General features: G+C 64.7%; 17 protein-coding genes and 1 pseudogene. 6 read left to right on the top strand and 12 right to left on the bottom strand.

All coding sequences use genetic code 11. The annotated features are described in order from the left end of the window. The 4 genes from FNJ47_RS35625 to ltnD form a co-directional block, all read right to left on the bottom strand. The coding region (locus tag FNJ47_RS35625) for an MCP four helix bundle domain-containing protein (RefSeq protein ID WP_175068463.1) at positions 1 to 288 on the bottom strand (288 nt) is incomplete at its 3' end. Positions 289 to 458: 170 nt separating this feature from the next. Beyond that, positions 459 to 1,748 (bottom strand): 3-oxo-tetronate kinase, encoded by a 1,290-nt coding sequence (otnK, locus tag FNJ47_RS35620; protein WP_163160568.1) that lies wholly within the window; start codon positions 1,746 to 1,748, stop codon positions 459 to 461. Continuing rightward, entirely contained in the window at positions 1,745 to 2,527 is a 783-nt protein-coding gene (gene otnI, locus FNJ47_RS35615; RefSeq protein WP_163160567.1) for a 2-oxo-tetronate isomerase, read from the bottom strand. Before otnI ends, otnK begins: the two co-directional genes overlap by 4 nt. Positions 2,528 to 2,539: 12 nt before the next feature. After that, entirely contained in the window at positions 2,540 to 3,451 is a 912-nt protein-coding gene (ltnD, locus tag FNJ47_RS35610) for an L-threonate dehydrogenase (protein ID WP_163160566.1), read from the bottom strand. A 170-nt stretch (positions 3,452 to 3,621) separates the two neighbouring features. Here ltnD and otnC point away from each other — a divergent pair, with 170 nt between their 5' ends. Both otnC and FNJ47_RS35600 read left to right on the top strand, forming a co-directional pair. Further along, on the top strand, positions 3,622 to 4,278 hold the full coding sequence (otnC, locus tag FNJ47_RS35605) for a 3-oxo-tetronate 4-phosphate decarboxylase (protein ID WP_163160565.1): 657 nt from the start codon (positions 3,622 to 3,624) through the stop codon (positions 4,276 to 4,278). Positions 4,279 to 4,311: 33 nt separating this feature from the next. Then, positions 4,312 to 4,587: a hypothetical protein gene (locus FNJ47_RS35600; RefSeq protein ID WP_163160564.1), complete on the top strand. Its 276-nt coding sequence runs from the start codon at positions 4,312 to 4,314 to the stop codon at positions 4,585 to 4,587. Between the two features lie 211 nt (positions 4,588 to 4,798). Here the strand turns inward: FNJ47_RS35600 and FNJ47_RS35595 are convergent, their stop codons facing one another. From FNJ47_RS35595 to FNJ47_RS35570, 6 genes are all read right to left on the bottom strand, one after another. Next, positions 4,799 to 5,503 (bottom strand): ABC transporter ATP-binding protein, encoded by a 705-nt coding sequence (locus tag FNJ47_RS35595; protein WP_163160563.1) that lies wholly within the window; start codon positions 5,501 to 5,503, stop codon positions 4,799 to 4,801. Next, positions 5,487 to 6,233, bottom strand: a complete 747-nt coding sequence (locus tag FNJ47_RS35590) for an ABC transporter ATP-binding protein (protein WP_163160562.1) — start codon at positions 6,231 to 6,233, stop codon at positions 5,487 to 5,489. Before FNJ47_RS35590 ends, FNJ47_RS35595 begins: the two co-directional genes overlap by 17 nt. Next, positions 6,230 to 7,207 carry a branched-chain amino acid ABC transporter permease gene (locus tag FNJ47_RS35585; RefSeq protein ID WP_163160561.1) on the bottom strand — a complete coding sequence of 326 codons (978 nt, stop codon included), beginning with the start codon at positions 7,205 to 7,207 and terminating at the stop codon, positions 6,230 to 6,232. The genes FNJ47_RS35590 and FNJ47_RS35585 overlap by 4 nt, the downstream gene beginning before the upstream one ends. Continuing rightward, a complete protein-coding gene (locus tag FNJ47_RS35580) occupies positions 7,207 to 8,085 on the bottom strand; it encodes a branched-chain amino acid ABC transporter permease (protein WP_076862477.1) in 879 nt (292 codons plus the stop codon). Before FNJ47_RS35580 ends, FNJ47_RS35585 begins: the two co-directional genes overlap by 1 nt. Positions 8,086 to 8,263: 178 nt before the next feature. After that, positions 8,264 to 9,511, bottom strand: coding sequence for an ABC transporter substrate-binding protein (locus tag FNJ47_RS35575; protein WP_163160560.1), 1,248 nt, complete (start codon positions 9,509 to 9,511; stop codon positions 8,264 to 8,266). An 85-nt stretch (positions 9,512 to 9,596) separates the two neighbouring features. Further along, positions 9,597 to 10,415 carry a putative hydro-lyase gene (locus tag FNJ47_RS35570; RefSeq protein WP_163160559.1) on the bottom strand — a complete coding sequence of 273 codons (819 nt, stop codon included), beginning with the start codon at positions 10,413 to 10,415 and terminating at the stop codon, positions 9,597 to 9,599. Between the two features lie 120 nt (positions 10,416 to 10,535). Between FNJ47_RS35570 and FNJ47_RS35565 the strand changes: the two genes are divergently transcribed. From FNJ47_RS35565 to FNJ47_RS35555, 3 genes are all read left to right on the top strand, one after another. Further along, the gene (locus FNJ47_RS35565) at positions 10,536 to 11,453 is read left to right on the top strand and encodes a LysR family transcriptional regulator (RefSeq protein ID WP_163160558.1); all 918 of its coding nucleotides are present in this window, start codon (positions 10,536 to 10,538) and stop codon (positions 11,451 to 11,453) included. A gap of 146 nt (positions 11,454 to 11,599) precedes the next feature. Then, on the top strand, positions 11,600 to 12,850 hold the full coding sequence (locus FNJ47_RS35560; RefSeq protein WP_163160557.1) for a Zn-dependent hydrolase: 1,251 nt from the start codon (positions 11,600 to 11,602) through the stop codon (positions 12,848 to 12,850). Positions 12,851 to 12,880: 30 nt separating this feature from the next. Beyond that, complete coding sequence (locus tag FNJ47_RS35555) at positions 12,881 to 13,789, top strand: NAD(P)-dependent oxidoreductase (RefSeq protein WP_163160556.1); 909 nt, start codon at positions 12,881 to 12,883, stop codon at positions 13,787 to 13,789. A 366-nt stretch (positions 13,790 to 14,155) separates the two neighbouring features. Here the strand turns inward: FNJ47_RS35555 and FNJ47_RS35550 are convergent, their stop codons facing one another. Next, positions 14,156 to 15,229 carry a tartrate dehydrogenase gene (locus FNJ47_RS35550; RefSeq protein WP_163160555.1) on the bottom strand — a complete coding sequence of 358 codons (1,074 nt, stop codon included), beginning with the start codon at positions 15,227 to 15,229 and terminating at the stop codon, positions 14,156 to 14,158. A gap of 168 nt (positions 15,230 to 15,397) precedes the next feature. On the opposite strand from FNJ47_RS35550, the gene FNJ47_RS35545 reads away from it, so the two are divergent. After that, positions 15,398 to 16,174 carry an SDR family oxidoreductase gene (locus FNJ47_RS35545; protein WP_163160554.1) on the top strand — a complete coding sequence of 259 codons (777 nt, stop codon included), beginning with the start codon at positions 15,398 to 15,400 and terminating at the stop codon, positions 16,172 to 16,174. A gap of 29 nt (positions 16,175 to 16,203) precedes the next feature. On the opposite strand, the pseudogene FNJ47_RS35540 reads toward FNJ47_RS35545, so the two are convergent. Then, a pseudogene (locus FNJ47_RS35540) lies at positions 16,204 to 16,554 on the bottom strand (alpha/beta hydrolase); the annotation flags it as partial.

Raw genomic sequence — 16,554 nt, 5'->3', positions numbered from 1 at the left:
CTTGGTGTTCATCTCGACGACACTGGCGAGCGTCTTTTCCGCGGCCAGCTTCTCCTCGAGCGTTTCCGAGAGCATGTGTTCGCGGATCACGTTGCGGTAGGTGATGACCCCGGCGCGCAGCTCGCCGAGCACGCGCACGCTCGGCAACCAGTTGGTCGTGATGTCGACCGTGCTGGAATTGATCGCCCGCATGTTCCATACGGCGAGCAGGCCCATGCCCGTCAGCGCGACAAGCAGGAATGCAACCGCGGCAATGATCTTGGCGCGGATCGAGAATTTGGCGAACATCGTGGGGTCTCTTGGACACGGGCTCGCGAAGCCCGATCGAATGGCTGGGGGCGCGGCGGTGCGCCACAGATATCAAAGCCAGCCCCCCTCCTTAAGTGGGGTTAATTTGGCTCCCCGTTGAACTACGGAGATGCCCTGTCACGTCGGTGACATGATGCGCGACAACCGCATCAAGGCATCAATGCCAATGCATCCGAGAAGAACTCCGGCCCGCCGAAATTGCCTGATTTCAGGGCAAGCACCATCTCGCCCTTCCCGGCCCCGACCGCGCGCAGAACCGGCACGCCTGCCGAGATTTCCGCACCGACCAGGAATCCCGGGATACCCAGGCGATCGACCACGGCGCCTGAAGTTTCGCCACCGGCGACCACCAGCCTGTGCACGCCCGACAGCACCAGACCCTCCGCGATATCGGCCATTGCCTGCTCGATGGCATGTCCGGCCGCATCGCGCCCATGACGGGATTGCAGGGCTGCCACCTCAGCCGGGGTCGAGCTGCTCGCGATCAGGATTGGACCCGCCGCGAGCCTTTCCTTGGCCCAGGCGAGCGCGCGCTGCGCCTCGTCCTTGCCGGCGACGACACGCTCGGGATCGAGGTGCAGGACCGGCATCACCTTCTCGGCGCTGGCGATCTGCCGCAGCGTTGCCTGCGAGCAGCTGCCGGCGAGGCAAGCGGCCGGGCCCCCGACCGGCGTCACGAGCGTCGCGCCCCTGGCATCCGGCTTTGCCCTGCTCGCGGCGACCAGCGCCCGTGCCAATCCAAGCCCTATGCCGGAGGCACCGACCGAGAGACGGTGATCCAGCGCCACCTGCCCGATGGTCTCGAGATCGCGATCGAACACCGCGTCGATGATGGCGGCGCCGACGCCGCTACTCACGAGGTCGGCGAGCTTCGCCCGAACGGCATCGGCGCCGCGGGCGAGTGTCGCGAGATCGACCAGGCCAACCCTGGTCTTGCTCTGGCGCGCGAGCACGCGGACCAGATTGGAATCATGCATCGGGTTGAGCGGGTGGTCCTTCAGCGGACTCTCGTTCAGCGGCACTGGGCCGACGAACAGATTGCCCTGATAGACGGTGCGGCCGGTTTCCGGGAACGCCGGCGTCACCAGCACGATGCTGTCTTTGGAGTCCGCGCGCAGCGCGTCCATCACCGGACCGATATTGCCGGCATCGGTGGAATCGAAGGTCGAGCAGATCTTGAACAGGATGTGAGAAGCGCCGCGGCCGCGCAGCCAGGTCTCCGCCGCGCGCGAGCGCGTCACGGCCAAGCTGGCCTCGATCGAGCGGCTCTTCAGCGACACCACGACGGCGTCGACCTCCGGCAGCGCGAGATCGGAGGCCGGCACGCCGATGGTCTGCACCGTGCGCAGGCCGGCGCGGGTCAGCGTGTTGGCGAGGTCGGAGGCGCCGGTATAGTCATCGGCGATACAGCCAAGCGACAGTTTCGCAGCTGATGTCACGGCTTCACTCCGGCATAAGGCTTGAACCAGGCGAGACCGTCGGTGGTCGCGCCGCGCGGATTGTATTCGCAGCCGACGAAGCCGCCATAGCCGAGCCGGTCGAGCTCGCCGAACAGGAACGGATAGTTCAGCTCCTCGCCGTCAGGCTCGTTACGCGAGGGGATCGAGGCGATCTGGATGTGGCCGATCACAGGCATCATCTCGCGCAGCCGCATCGTGACGTCGCCATGGATGATCTGGCAGTGATAGATGTCGAACTGCAGCTTGAGGTTCGGAATCCCGAGCTCGTTGATCACGTCGCGCGCGAAGATGAAGTCGTTGAGGAAATAGCCGGGCACGTTGCGCGGATTGATCGGCTCGATCACGACGTCAAGCCCATGCGGCGCGAAGAACTCGGCGGCATGCGCGACCGATTTGCGAAACGCCGCGACCGCTTTGGCATCGCGGCGGTCGGCGATCCCGGCCATCAGATGCACCCGCTTGACGCCGGTCGCCTCCACATAGGGCAGCGCGGTCTTCAGGCTCGCTTGCAAATCGGCGAAACGATCCGGCAGCGCGGCGAATCCCTTCTCGCCGGCGTTCCAGTCGCCCGGGGGCAGATTGAACAGCGCCTGCGTCAGCCCGGCGCCCTTCAGCCGCTTGCCGACCTCCGCGGCCGGATGGTCGTAAGGAAACAGGAATTCGACCGCGGTGAAGCCCGCCTTCGCCGCCGCCTCGAAGCGGTCGAGGAACGGGACCTCGTTGAACATCATGGTGAGGTTGGCGGCAAAGCGGGGCATTGCAGGATCCTCTTATTTCGTGCCGGGAAGCTTGGTGCCGGTGACCTGCGCATACATCCGCGCCACCGACGCATCGTCGTCGCGGCCCATGCCGGCCGCCGACGTCATCAGGAACATCTGCAACGCTGCGGCCGAGACCGGCACCGGGAAGCGCGCATTGCGCGCCATGTCCTGGATGATGCCGAGGTCCTTGACGAAAATCTCCACCGCGCTGCGCGGCGCATAATCGCCGTCGAGTACATGCGGCATGCGGTTCTCGAACATCCAGGAATTGCCGGCGGAGGCCGTGATCACCTCATAGACCTTCCTGATGTCGAGGCCCTGCTTGGCGGCAAACGCGATCGCCTCCGAGGCGGCCGCGATGTGCACGCCGGCCAGCAGCTGATTGATCATCTTGAACGCGGCGCCCTGCCCTGCCGCATCGCCGAGCTCGTAGAGCTTTGCCGCCATCGCATCCAGCGCCGGTCGCGCCTTCGCGAACGCCGCCGCGCTGCCGGAAGCCAAAATCGTCAGCTCGCCCTGCGCCGCGCGTTGTGCGCCGCCGGAAATCGGCGCGTCGAGATAATGCCGGCCGGTCGCCTCGAGCTGTTTTGCGAGGCGTCGCGCGATATCGGGATCCATGGTCGCCGAGGAAATGAAAACCGCGTCCTTGGCCAGGGTCTCGGCGGCGCCGCCCTTGCCGAACAGGATGGCTTCGGTCTGCGCCGCATTGACGACGACGCTGACGACGATATCCGCGCTCCGTGAGGCCTCGGCCGGCGTTTTCGCGCCCTTGCCGCCGTCGGCCACGAAGCGTGCGGCGGCATCGGCCGAAACGTCGCAGCCGGTCACAGTGAAGCCGGCCCGCCTGAGCGAGGTCGCCATGCCATATCCCATCGAGCCCAGCCCGATGACGGCGACGTGTGGTTTTGCGGAACTGGACATGCGGCGATCCCTGAACATTTTTAGTTGTTTGAGCATTTTCGGAAAACCGGCCTTCAACCTTGCCGATCTTGCTCGTTGCTGCTTGCCTATCACGGCTTGGCCGTGCTGCCAAAGCATGAGACAAAGCTGAAAACGGATAGCGCCAAAGAAGACGCCGAGAGCGAAACCGGATGAGCGAAACAAAGCTTCGTGAGGATATCTGCCGGTTCGGCCGCTCGCTGTTCGAGCGCGGGCTGACGCCGGGCTCCTCGGGCAATATCAGCGTCCGACTCGATGACGGCGGCTGGCTGGTGACGCCGACCAACGCCTCACTCGGCTTCCTCGATCCGACGAAAATGTCGCGGCTCGACGGCAATGGCCGGCTGATCTCGGGCGATGCCCCGACCAAGGAAGTGCCGCTGCACACGGCGCTCTACCAGACGCGCAGCAGCGCCGGCGCCGTGGTGCACCTGCACTCGACCCATTCGGTCGCGCTCTCGATGCTGCCCGAGATCGACCCGCGCGCCGCGCTGCCGGCGATGACGGCCTATTATGTGATGAAGTGCGGCCAGACCGCGCTGGTGCCCTATTATCGCCCCGGCGACCCTGCCGTTGCCGTCGCGATCAAGGGGCTGGCCGGCCAATATTCGTCAGTGCTGCTCGCCAATCACGGCCCGGTCGTCTCCGGCGACACGCTGGAAGCGGCGGTGTTTGCGACCGAGGAGCTGGAAGAGACTGCCAAACTCTATCTGCTGCTGCGCGGGCTGAACCCGCGCTATCTCTCGCCCGAACAAGTGGCGGATTTGACCAGGACGTTCGGGCTCGTGCTGCCGGATCACTCTCATTAGATCAAGCGGAGGATCGATATGCGGAAGACAGTCATGATGAGGTTCACAGGCTTGGCATTCGCAGTTCCGTTCGTCGTCGGCCTGGCGGGATCGGCCGCACGGACCGAAGAGACCTTGCAGGGCATGCTGGCAACCCAGCTGCGCGCGCAGGGCTATCCCTGCGACAAGCCACTCAAGGCTGAAAGGGACGACAAGCTCTCGAAGCCCGACAACGAGGCCTGGACGCTCACATGCAGCAACGCGACCTATCGCGTCAGCCGCGTCCCGGACCTCGCCGCCAAGGTCGAAAAGATCTACGAGAGCAAGTAGGCTGCGTGCGCTGGATTCACAGCCCGCATGAGCGTCGCGATATGTCGCGCGCCACACATACCGACGTCATCCTGAGGTGCGAGCTCGGCGGCGCGCTTGCGCCGCGGGGCGAGCCTCGAAGGATGGGCCGCACACTCGCCCGCGGCCATCCTTCGAGGCTCGCTCCGCTCGCACCTCAGGATGACGATTGCGTGCGCGGAGATACTTGCCGCTACAGCCCCAGATACGCCTTGCGCACGTCGGGATTGCCGCTGATCTCGGCCGCGGTGCCGTGCATCAGCACGCGGCCGGTTTGCAGGATGTAGGCGCGATCGGCGATTTCGAGGCACTCGGCCATGCGCTGCTCGACGATCAGAACCGTCATGCCGGCGTCGCGAATGCGTTTGACGGCCTGGAAGATCTCGTCGACGAGCTTCGGCATGATGCCCTGCGACGGCTCGTCGAGCATCAACAGGCGCGGCCGCGTCATCAGCGCGCGGCCGATCGCCAGCATCTGCTGCTCGCCGCCGGACAACGTCTCGGCACGTTGCTCGAGCCGCTCGCCAAGTCGCGGGAACAGGTTAAAGACCAGATCGAGCGGCGCATCGCGGTCGGACTTGCTGCGATAGAGGTAGCTGCCGAGACGCAGATTGTCGCGCACCGAGAGCCGCGGAAACAGCCGGCGGTTCTCCGGCACGAAGGCGATGCCGCCGGCCGTGATGACGTGTTGCGGCTGGCCGTCGATCCGCTTGCCGTCGAAGGTGACGCTGCCCGCGCGCGGACGTTCGGCGCCGGCGATCGATTTCAAGAGCGTCGACTTGCCCGCGCCGTTGGCGCCGGCGACGCAGACGATCTCGCCCTTGGTGACGTCGATCGACACCGAGGAGATCGCAACCAGGCCCTGATAGGCGGTGGTGACTTCACGCACCGACAGCATGACGATCCCCGAGATAGGCAGAAATGACCTCTGGATTGCGGACGACGTCCGCGGGCTTGCCCTCGACCAACACCTTGCCGAGATTGAGCACGATGGCGCGGTCGACCAGCGGCATCACGATCTCCATCACATGCTCGACCATCAGCACGGTGACGCCGGTGGCGCGCACCTTGCGCACCAGATCGACGCCGGTCTGCGCTTCGACCGGCGTCAGGCCGGTGAGGACTTCGTCGAGCAAGAGGAGCTTCGGCTCGGTGGCGAGTGCGCGGGCGACTTCGAGCCGGCGCTTCTCCGACGGGACGAGGTCGGCGGCGAGCTTTTCGGCGCGCGCGGCAAGGCCGCAGAACTCCAGCACCTCATAGGCCTTCTGCCGCGCGATACGCATCTTGGTGTTGCGGATCAGCGCGCCGACGATGACGTTGTCGATCACGGTCATGGTCTCAAAACTCTTGACCACCTGGAAGGTGCGCCCGACGCCGCGCTGGCAGCGCTCGGCCGCCGGCAGCCGCGTGACGTCCTCGCCGTCGAAGATGATCGAGCCCTGGGTCGGCGGCAGCACGCCCGCGATCAGATTGAACAGCGTCGATTTTCCGGCGCCGTTCGGGCCGATCAGGCCGACGATCTCGCCGCGCCCGACCGAGATCGAGACATCGCTGTTGGCGACGAGGCCGCCGAAGCGCTGCCAGACGCCTCGGGTTTCCAAGAGCGGGGTTTCAAGCAGCGCCGTCATCGCGCAGCCTCCTTGCGCCACGAGAACACACTGACCAGACCGCGCGGCAGCGCCAGCGAGATCACGACGATCAGCGTGCCATAGACGATGAGGTCGACGCCGCGACCGGAGCCGCCGATGAAGGAGCGCGTCAACTCGGTGAGCGGGATCAGGATCACCGCACCAAGCACCGGGCCCCACAGCGTGCCGATGCCGCCGAGCACCGCGGGCAGCGCCATCAACAGCGAGAACTGGAAACCCATCACGCTCTCGGGATCGATATAGGACACGAACTGGGCGTAGAAGCTGCCGCCCACCGCGACCAGGAACGCCGAGACCGCCGCCGCGCCCATCTTGGAGTTGAACACGACCACACCGAGGCTTTCGGCGGCATCGGGATTGTCCTTCACCGCGCGCCACCAATAGCCCCATTTGGAATCTTCCAGCCACCAGGTGACGAGCCAGGCGACGCACGCCAGCGCCAGCGCGAAATAGAAGTACGGCAGCTTGGAGCGTGCGAACTGGAATTTCAGCCAGCTGTCGCCGCGCACCGGGATATCGATGCCGAGCGCCGCACCCGCCCAGTCCCAGTTCTGGATCAAAACCAGCGCAATCTCGGCGATCACGATGGTCGCGATCACGAAGTAATGCCCGCGCAGGCGGAAGCAGGGATAGCCGAGCGCCATCGCGATCACCGCGGAGATCGCCCCGCCCGCCAGCATGCCGAACCACGGCAGCACGCCGAACTTGGTGAACAAGAGCGCGGTGGTGTAGGCCCCTAGCCCGAAATAGAGCGCATGGCCGAGCGAGATCTGTCCGCAATAGCCGGACAGGATATTCCAGCTCTGCGACAGCGCCGCATACATCAAGGTCAGCACCATGATGTTCTGGACGTAGACGTCCTTGACGAACAGCGGCACCAGCGCGGCGATCACTGCGAAGCAGCCTGCAACGATCAGGTCACGCCTGCGGCGTTGGGCGAACTGGGTGTCCATCACATCGATCCGAACAGGCCACGCGGGCGGATGAAGACGACCAGGAGATAGACGGCATAGATGCCGACCGATTTCAGCGACGGCGGCAGGATCAGCGCGGTGGTGGCCTCCACCAGGCCGACGATGATGCCGCCGGCAAAGGCGCCGAACACGCTGCCGAAGCCGCCGAGCGCCACGGTGACATAGGCGATCAGCGCAAACGACGCGCCGACATCGGGGTAGATGTAGAAGAAGATCGCCATGATGGCGCCGGCGAGGCCGACCAGCGCAGCACCAAGGCCCCAGCCGAGCGCGAACACCCGGTTCTTGTCGATGCCGACGAGGGCCACCGCGCCGGCGTCCTCGCGCGTCGCCTCCAGCGCACGGCCGAAATCGGTGCGATTGATGAAGAAGTAGAGCGCGACGAAAGCTGCGATCGAGAGCATCGCGCCGATCAGCTGCGGCTCCGGCAGATAGATCCCGGCGATCGACACCGTCTTGCCGCCGACCCAGGAGTTGGTGACGCTGCGGTAGTCGGGCGTGAAGAAGAACTGGGCGAGGCCGCGCATCACGATCGCAAGGCCGAAAGTCGAGAAGATCTGCACCATGCCGGCATTGGCCTTGGCCCGCATCGCGAAGCGGACGATCAACAGATAGACCACCGCGCCGAACACGAACAGCGCCGCGGCGACCAGCGGCGCCGCGAGCAAGGGATCGATCGCGAAGAACGCGAACAGGAAGAAGGTCACGTACATCGCGATCATCAGGAATTCGCCGTGCGCAAAATTCACGACGTCCATCAATCCGAAGATCAATGCGAGGCCTGCGGCGATCAGTCCGTAGAGCAGCCCCATCAAGAGGCCGCTTGCCAAACTCTGGATAATGGTCTCGGCTGTCACCGCTGCGCCCCGGTCAACGCATCACTCGAGCGTCGTCCTGGCGCAGGCCAGGACCCATAACCACAAATGCATCGGGAGGAGAGATAACAACCAATCATCGCAAAACGCCTGCCTGTGGTAATGGGTCCCGGGTCGCGCTTCGCTTGCCCGGGACGACGTAGGGAAACTGAGAGACCGATCAGCTGTTCATCGGCCAGATCGCCTCGGAAACGGCGGCCTGTTCCGGGAAGATCGTCACGAAATTCTTCGCGCTGTATTGCAACAGCACCGGATCGGCAAAGTTGTTCTGCCCCATCTCGTCGAACTTGACGCGCCGCCACGGCATGATGGTCACATCGCCCGGCATGTCGGTGGCGACCAATGCCTCACGGATCTTTTCGCCATCGGTCGACTTGGCGCGGTTGACGGCATCGGCCATGATGATGAGGCCCATGAACTGGCGCGACGTGTAGTCGTTGAAGTCCTTGCCGGACTTGGCGCGGTACATCTCGTTGATCAGGCCGACCATCGGCCGCTTCTGTGCCAGGTCGAGCGAGAAGCTGCCGCGCGAGATCACGCCTTCGAGCTTGTCGCCGACCGCGTCGTAGGTCGCCTTTTCCGAGAAGCCGGCATCCTGCGCCATGATGTTCTTCGGCTTGTAGCCGAGCTCCGCCATGGTCTTGACCAGCAGGATCGCGTCGGTGGTGTAGCTCGACGGCATCAGCACGTCGGCATTCGCCGCCTTGAGCTGCTGCACCTCGGCGGTCAGCGACGGCGAGTTGGCGCGGTACTTGATGTCGCTGACGATCTTGTAGCCGCGTTCGCCGGCGAGCTTGATCTGGGTATTCGCCGAATCGGTGCCGAAGATGGTGTCCTCGTGGAACAGCGCCAGCGTCTCGATCTTCTGGCCCTTCTTCTTCATCGCATCGAAGAAGTCGAACATCGCGGTCGAGAACATCTCGTCATGCGGCGAGGCGCGGAAATAGTATTTCAGGCCACGGCGATGCAGGCTCGGCGAGGAATTGTCGGCCGAGATGAACGGCACGCCGTAGCGCTCGCAGGTCTGGCTGACGGTGACGGCAACCGCGCTCTGATAGGTACCGACGACGGCGCAGACCTTCTCCTGGGTGATCAGGCGCTCGGTTTCGGCGCGGCCCTTCTGCGGATCGGCCTGGTGGTCGGCGAACACCAGCTTGACTTTCGCACCGCCGAGGCCGGACAGGCCCTCGCCCTTGGCGAGCGGCAGCGCGAAATCGTAATTCTTGTTGATGATGTCGGCCGCGGTGTTGAAGGCATGCTGCGCGTCGACGCCGATCGCGGCGCTGGAGCCGGACAGCGGATAGATCACGCCGATTGCCACTTCACTCGTCTGCGCGCGCGCGGCCATCGGACCGAGTGCGGCGGCGGCAGTGGCACCCAGCAATACGTTACGGCGAGAGATCGTCATCGAAATTTCCCCTTCAGCTTTGTTCTTATCGATGTGACGCTTGTAGCGCGCAGTAAAGCCTCAATGAATTGCACGAATTGCCTATTCAGAGCACAGCGAGCTGCTTGTTCCTGAGGTCGGTCACCAGCATCAGGCCCGGCGCATGCGTGATCGCGAACGGCAGCTTCGCACTTGCGATCACCGATTGCGGCGTCACGCCACAGGCCCAGAACACCGGGATCTCGTCATCGGCGACCGGTACCGGATCGCCATAGTCGGGCTTGGCAATATCCTTGATGCCGATCGCGTGCGGATGGCCGAGATGGACCGGCGCGCCATGCACCGACGGGAAGCGCGAGGTAATCTGCACCGCGCGGATCGCATCCGCCGGCTTGAACGGGCGCATCGACACCACCATGGGTCCCGCGAACGGCCCCGACGGGCTGCACGCGATGTTGGTCCGGTACATTGGCACACGCAGGTTGCGTTCGATGTGACGGATCGGCAGCCCCTCATCGAGCAGCGCCTCCTCGAACGAGTAGGAGCAGCCGAGCACGAAGGTGACGAGATCGTCGCGCCAGTATTTGGTGATGTCGGTCGGCTCGTCGGCCACCTCGCCGTCGCGCCAGACCCGGTAGCGCGGCACGTCGGTGCGGATGTCGAGGTCGAGGCCGAGCGCCGGAATGCGGGGATCGCCGACGTCGGACATGCCAATGATCGGGCACGGCTTCGGATTGAGCTGGCAGAACCGGTGGAAGGCGCCGGCGAGCTTCTCCGGCAGGATCGCGAGATTGCCCTGGACGAAACCGTTGGCGAGGCCGGCGGTCGTGGCCGAGGCTATGCCGTCACGACAGGCGCGGCGCGCTTCGACGCTCCCTAGCACCGGTTCCCCCTGAGATCGCTGCACTGCCGCAAAAACAGTCATGGGATTCTCCTGCCCATAATCTCGACAAGGACAAACCAACACCAAGCGTGATATAATGTCTAATCGTCCTTTCTAATCAAAATCGATAAACTAAATTTATCGATCGGGAAAATGCTTCCAATGACGGACTTCCGCTCGATCGAAACATTTCTCTGGGTCGTCAAGCTCGGCAGCTTTCGCGGCGCCGCCCAGCGGCTCAACACCACCCAGCCGGCGATTTCCCAGCGCATTGCCCAGCTCGAGCGCGAGATGGGCGTCAAGCTGCTGAACCGCGACCACCGGGTCGCCTCGCCGACGCCGAGCGGGCGGCTGATGATGATCTATGCCGAGAAGCTGATCGGCCTGCGCTCGGAGATGATGGCCGAGGTCGGCGACCGCTCGGCGATGCGCGGCGCGCTGCGGCTCGGTGTCGCGGAGACCATCGTGCACACCTGGCTGCCGCGGCTGGTGAAGAGCGTCAACGAAATCTACCCGAACCTGTCGCTCGAGATCGAGGTCGACATCACGCCCAACCTGACGCAACGGCTGCTGGCGCAGGAGATCGAGCTCGCCTTCGTGCTCGGACCGGTCTCGGCGTCCGGCGCCCACAACCATGTGCTGTGCGATTACCCGATCGGCTTCCTGGCAAGCCCCGCGCTCGGTCTCGGCGAAGGCCCGGTGGCGCGGCAGGATCTGGCGCGATTTCCGATCATCACCTTTCCGCGCAAGACGCAGCCCTATGAGACCGTGCGCGCATTGTTCAATGCACCTGATCTGCCGCCGATCCGGCTGCACGCCTCGACCTCGCTCGCAACCGTGATCCACATGGCCAATGAAGGGCTTGGCATCGCGGTGATCCCGTCGGCGATCGTCGAGAACGAGCTGGCGGACGGGCGCTTGCAATTGCTCGACACCGACCTCAAGCTGCCGCCCCTCACCTTCACCGCGAGCTGGCTCGCCTCGCCCGATGCGGTCGCCATCGAGCGTGTCGCCAATCTCGCCAGACAGATCGCACAGGCGAGCGTGGTGGTTGACGACGCGAGAACGGCGCGTCATTGAACGATTGCCGGAGATGAACTGTCATTCCGGGGCGATGCGCCAGCATCGAACCCGGAATCTCGAGATTCCCCGGTGCGCAATTGCGCACCTGCGGTCTGGTCCTTCGGACCATCCCGGAATGACCGAATACAAAATGGAATGTCAGCATGAGCCGAGCCGCAACCAACCTGCAGATCGATTCCGCCCGCCTCTGGGGCACCATCCATGAAACCGCAAAGTTCGGTGCAACGCCAAAGGGTGGCGTGCGGCGGCTGACCCTGAGCGCCGAGGACAAGCAGGTGCGCGACTGGTTCCGCAAGGCGTGCGAGGACGCCGGCCTCGAGGTGCAGGTCGATGCGCTCGGCTCGATGTTCGGGTTACGGAAGGGACGGGACATGTCGAAGCCGCCGATCGGCGTCGGCTCGCATCTCGACACCCAGCCGACCGGCGGCAAATATGACGGCATCCTCGGCACGCTGGCCGGGCTCGAACTGGTGCGCACGCTCAACGATGCCGGGATCGAGACCGAGCTGCCGATCTGCATCTGCAACTGGACCAATGAAGAAGGCTCGCGCTTTGCGCCGGCGATGATGGCCTCCGCCGCTTATGTCGGCGATTTCACCACCGACGACATCCTGTCGCGCAAGGACGCCGAGGGCGTCACCGTGGCGCAGGCGCTGGACTCGATCGGCTATCGCGGCGATGCCCCGGTCGGCCGCCAGGAGTTCTCAGGCTTCGTCGAACTGCATATCGAGCAGGGTCCGATCCTGGAGGCCGAAGGCAAGACCATCGGCGTGGTCGATTCCGGCCAGGGCGTGTTGTGGTACGACGGCAAGATCATCGGCTTCGAAAGCCACGCCGGATCGACCCCGATGCCGCTGCGCCGCGATGCGCTGGCGACGCTGTCGGAGATCGTGCTGGCGATGGAAAGCATCGCCAAAAAACATGGCCCGAAGGCGGTCGGCACCATCGGCGAGGCGGTGATCGCTGCGCCCTCGCGCAACGTCATTCCCGGCGAGATCGCCTTCACGGTGGATTGCCGCAGCGCCGATGCAGGGATCATGGATGCGCTCGATCGCGACCTGCGCACGGCTGTTGCCGAGATCGCAGCGCGGCGGAAAGTCGAGGTCCAGCTTGACCTGGTCTGGCGCAAGGCGCCGACGCATTTCGACCCCAAGCTGGTCGACGCGGTCGAGAACGCGGCCAAGCAGCTCGGCTACTCGCATCGCCGCATTACCTCCGGCGCCGGCCACGACGCCTGCAACCTCAACACGGTGATCCCTGCCGCGATGGTGTTCGTGCCGTGCAAGGACGGCATCAGCCACAACGAGCTGGAAGATGCCACGCAGCCCGATTGCGCTGCCGGCGCCAACGTCCTGTTGCATACGGTGCTGGCGCTCGCCGGCGTCGCGTCCTGATCATCTTTCCTTCCTTCGATGGAGGCTTTCGTGCGCGCAGTGTTTGTCGACGCCAATGAATCGCTCGCTGTCATCACGGAGCGCCTGGAAAAGCCCGGCGATCCCAAGATGCGGATCAACCGCAACCCGGACATCAAGTCCGAGGATTATCCCGCAGTGCTGGACGGCGCCGAGATCGCGGTGGTCGATCACACCGCGTTGCCGACCGACATTGCGAAGACGTGCGCCGGCCTGAAACATGTCGTGTTCCTCGGCACCGGCGCACGCAGCTACATGAACCCGGAGGAGCTCGCCGAGCTCGGCATCTCCGTGCATCTGATCAAGGGCTATGGCGACACCGCGGTTGCGGAGTCCGCGATCGCGCTGATGTGGTCGTCGGCGCGGGTGATCGCGCAGATGGACCGCGAGATGCGCGCCGGCAACTGGCTGCGCGAGGACGGTATGCAGCTCACCGGCAAGACGCTCGGCCTCGTCGGCTTCGGCGGCATCGCCGCCGAGGTCGCCCGCATCGCGCTCGGCAGCGGCATGAAGGTGATCGCCTGGAACCGGTCACCCAAGAGCCATCCGGGCGTCGAATTCACCGAACTCGACACGGTGCTGGCGAACAGCGACGTGGTCTCGATCCATCTGTTGCTGAACGACGAGACCCGCGGCCTGATCACGCGCGAGAAGATCGCGAAGATGAAGAAGGGCGTGGTGCTGATCAACACCGCGCGCGGCGCCATCGTCGACGAGCAGGCGATGATCGACGCGCTCAACTCCGGCCACATCCGCCACGCCGGCCTCGACGTCTACAACATCGAGCCACTGCCGAAGGATCACCCGCTGACCAAGATCCCGAACGTGACGCTGTCGGCGCACTCCGCCTTCCGCACGCCCGAGGCGAGCGAGAATCTGATCCACGCGGCATGGGAGCATTGCCGACGGATCGTGAAGTAATCTCCGCTGTCGTCCCGGCCAAGCCAACGGGTCGGCGCAAAGCGCCGCCCGATGACAGGCTCCGCGGCGAGCCGGGACCCATAACCACCGCTTCGCGTGATCACGAAGGCTGGGGCCACAGCGCGCTACCATAACCGAACCCTGTGGTTATGGGTCCCTGCTTTCGCAGGGACGACAGCGACCGTAGGTTTGCGAAGCGTAGCCCACCCACGCAGGCCTCTTCCCTTCTCCCCTTGTGGGAGAAGGTGGCGCGGACGTAGTCCGCGACGGATGAGGGATCTGCATCCGCGGAGAGAACCCCTCACCCGGCTTCGATGCTTCAGCATCGAAGCCACCCTCTCCCACAAGGGGAGAGGGTGGAAGAGTCTAATCCACCATCTCCGCGACGGCCTTGCCGCACGCCGTGGTGTCGGCATTGCCGCCGAGATCGCGCGTGCGCAACGTGCGTTCGCCGAGCGTGCGTTCGATCGCGCCGACGATGGCGGCCGCCGCCTGCTTCTCGCCGAGATGCTCCAGCATCATCGCGCCCGACCAGATCATGCCGATCGGGTTGGCGATGCCTTGGCCTGCGATGTCAGGTGCGGAGCCGTGGACCGGCTCGAACACCGACGGGAAATTGCCTTCCGGATTGATGTTGCCTGACGGCGCGATGCCGATGGTGCCGGTGCAGGCCGGGCCGAGGTCGGAGAGGATATCCCCGAACAGATTGGAGCCGACGACGACGTCGAACCAGTCCGGATGCAGCACGAAGTTTGCGGTGAGAATATCGATGTGATACTTGTCCCACTTCACGCCCGGATATTTCTTGGCCATCGCCTCCACGCGCTCGTCCCAATAGGGCATGGTGATGGAGATGCCGTTCGATTTGGTCGCCGAGGTCAGGTGCTTCTTCGGCCGCGACTGCGCGAGATCGAACGCGAATTTCAGGATGCGGTCGACGCCGGTGCGGGTCATTACGGTCTGCTGGGTGACGAATTCGCGGTCGGTGTCCGGGAACATGCGGCCGCCGACGGAGGAATACTCACCCTCGGTGTTCTCGCGCACCACCCAGAAATCGATGTCGCCGGGCTTGCGGCCCGCCAGCGGCGACGGCACGCCGGGCATCAGCCGCACCGGGCGCAGATTGACGTATTGGTCGAACTCGCGGCGGAACTTGATCAGCGAGCCCCACAGCGAGATGTGGTCCGGAATCTTGGCCGGCCAGCCGACCGCACCGAAATAGATCGCGTCATGCTTGCCGATCTTGTCCTTCCAGTCGGCCGGCATCATCTCGCCGTGCTTCTCGTAATAATCGTAGGAGGCGAAGTCGAAATGGTCGAACTTGACGTCGACGCCGTGCTTCTTCGCCGCCGCCTCGATGACGCGGATACCCTCCGGCATCACTTCCTTGCCGATGCCGTCGCCGGGAATGACCGCAATCCGATATTGCTTCTTGCTCATCGAGAACACCCTTGTGATTTGCCCGGCCGGCAATGCCGCCTATTCTGATGGTCCTGCAATGGACCAAACTTCGCGCGAGCGCAACGCTGCAGTGCAGTGTTGACCGCTGCGCGACCCTGCCTCACCAATTTCGCCGACATTCGTTCCTCATACCAAGCGAGACATCCCATGGATCTGCATCTGCGCGGCAAGCGTGTCCTGATTACCGGCGCCTCCAAGGGCATTGGCGCGGCCGCCGCCGAAGCCTTTGCCGAGGAAGGCGCCAATCTGCTGCTGGCCGCCCGCAACGGCGATCAGCTCAAGGCGCTCGCCGAGCGGTTGCGCTCCGCGCACCAGATCGATGCCGCGATCAGCGTCGTCGATCTCCGCAAATCCGAGGATCTCGCGCGCCTCGCCAGGGAGGCCGCCGACATCGACATCCTGGTCAACAATGCCGGCGACATCCCGGGTGGCTCGATCGACAAGATCGACGAAGCGACCTGGCGGCACGCCTGGGAGCTCAAGGTGTTCGGCTATATCAATTTGACGCGCGCGGTCTACGCCCAGATGAAAGCGCGCGGCGGCGGCGTGATCGTCAACGACATCGGCGCGGCCGGCGAGAAGTTCGACGCCAATTACATCTGCGGCAGCGCCGGCAATGCGGCGCTGATGTCGTTCACCCGCGCGCTCGGGGGAAAAAGCCTCGCCGACAACATCCGCGTCGTCGGCATCAATCCCGGCCCCGTCGGTACCGACCGCCACGTCACGCTGCTCAAGACCCGCGCCAAGAACCAGTTCGGCGACGAGAACCGCTACAAGGAGTTCCAGAAGGGCCTGCCGCTCGGCCGTCCGGCGCATGGGCGCGAGATCGGCGACCTGATGGCGTTCCTGGCCTCCGACCGCGCGGGATATACGTCGGGCGTAATCTACGCGGTGGATGGCGGGCTGACGTCGGGGTGGGGTTAGTTATCTCGCGCTAGCCACTTGTTCTGCCGTCATCCCCACTCGAACAGCTGCCGGATCAGCGTCGTGATCCGGCCCTGCGGCGCCAGCATCTGGTTCATGATCGTGAAATGATCGGCGCCTGGGATCTCCTCATAGGTCACCGGCAAGCCGTAGCGGGCGCGATGGCCGGCGAAATCGGCGGTCTGCTTGCGCAGCAGCGGCAGTTCGGCGCTGCCGACCACCAGCGACAACGGCCTTGCCGGGCCGCCCCCCCGGATCATCGGCGAGGTGCGGCGGCGCCAGGCCCCGGCGAGCATGCGCTTCTCGCTGGGGAAGGCAAGCCGGAGCGGGGCCACATCACAGATGCCCGCGATCGCGCATCCCGGCCCGGACAGGGCGGG

It is taken from the genome of Bradyrhizobium uaiense (assembly GCF_010811875.1).
In the GTDB taxonomy this organism is placed as follows: domain Bacteria; phylum Pseudomonadota; class Alphaproteobacteria; order Rhizobiales; family Xanthobacteraceae; genus Bradyrhizobium; species Bradyrhizobium uaiense.
This window is presented reverse-complemented; position numbering and strand designations above follow the sequence as displayed.

Coding starts and splice junctions, on each gene's coding strand:
- otnI (WP_163160567.1), bottom strand. CDS start 2,527: ATGCCCCGCTTTGCCGCCAACCTCACCATGATGTTCAACGAGGTCCCG.
- ltnD (WP_163160566.1), bottom strand. CDS start 3,451: ATGTCCAGTTCCGCAAAACCACACGTCGCCGTCATCGGGCTGGGCTCG.
- otnC (WP_163160565.1), top strand. CDS start 3,622: ATGAGCGAAACAAAGCTTCGTGAGGATATCTGCCGGTTCGGCCGCTCG.
- FNJ47_RS35600 (WP_163160564.1), top strand. CDS start 4,312: ATGATGAGGTTCACAGGCTTGGCATTCGCAGTTCCGTTCGTCGTCGGC.
- FNJ47_RS35595 (WP_163160563.1), bottom strand. CDS start 5,503: ATGCTGTCGGTGCGTGAAGTCACCACCGCCTATCAGGGCCTGGTTGCG.
- FNJ47_RS35590 (WP_163160562.1), bottom strand. CDS start 6,233: ATGACGGCGCTGCTTGAAACCCCGCTCTTGGAAACCCGAGGCGTCTGG.
- FNJ47_RS35585 (WP_163160561.1), bottom strand. CDS start 7,207: ATGGACACCCAGTTCGCCCAACGCCGCAGGCGTGACCTGATCGTTGCA.
- FNJ47_RS35575 (WP_163160560.1), bottom strand. CDS start 9,511: ATGACGATCTCTCGCCGTAACGTATTGCTGGGTGCCACTGCCGCCGCC.
- FNJ47_RS35570 (WP_163160559.1), bottom strand. CDS start 10,415: ATGACTGTTTTTGCGGCAGTGCAGCGATCTCAGGGGGAACCGGTGCTA.
- FNJ47_RS35565 (WP_163160558.1), top strand. CDS start 10,536: ATGACGGACTTCCGCTCGATCGAAACATTTCTCTGGGTCGTCAAGCTC.
- FNJ47_RS35560 (WP_163160557.1), top strand. CDS start 11,600: ATGAGCCGAGCCGCAACCAACCTGCAGATCGATTCCGCCCGCCTCTGG.
- FNJ47_RS35550 (WP_163160555.1), bottom strand. CDS start 15,229: ATGAGCAAGAAGCAATATCGGATTGCGGTCATTCCCGGCGACGGCATC.
- FNJ47_RS35545 (WP_163160554.1), top strand. CDS start 15,398: ATGGATCTGCATCTGCGCGGCAAGCGTGTCCTGATTACCGGCGCCTCC.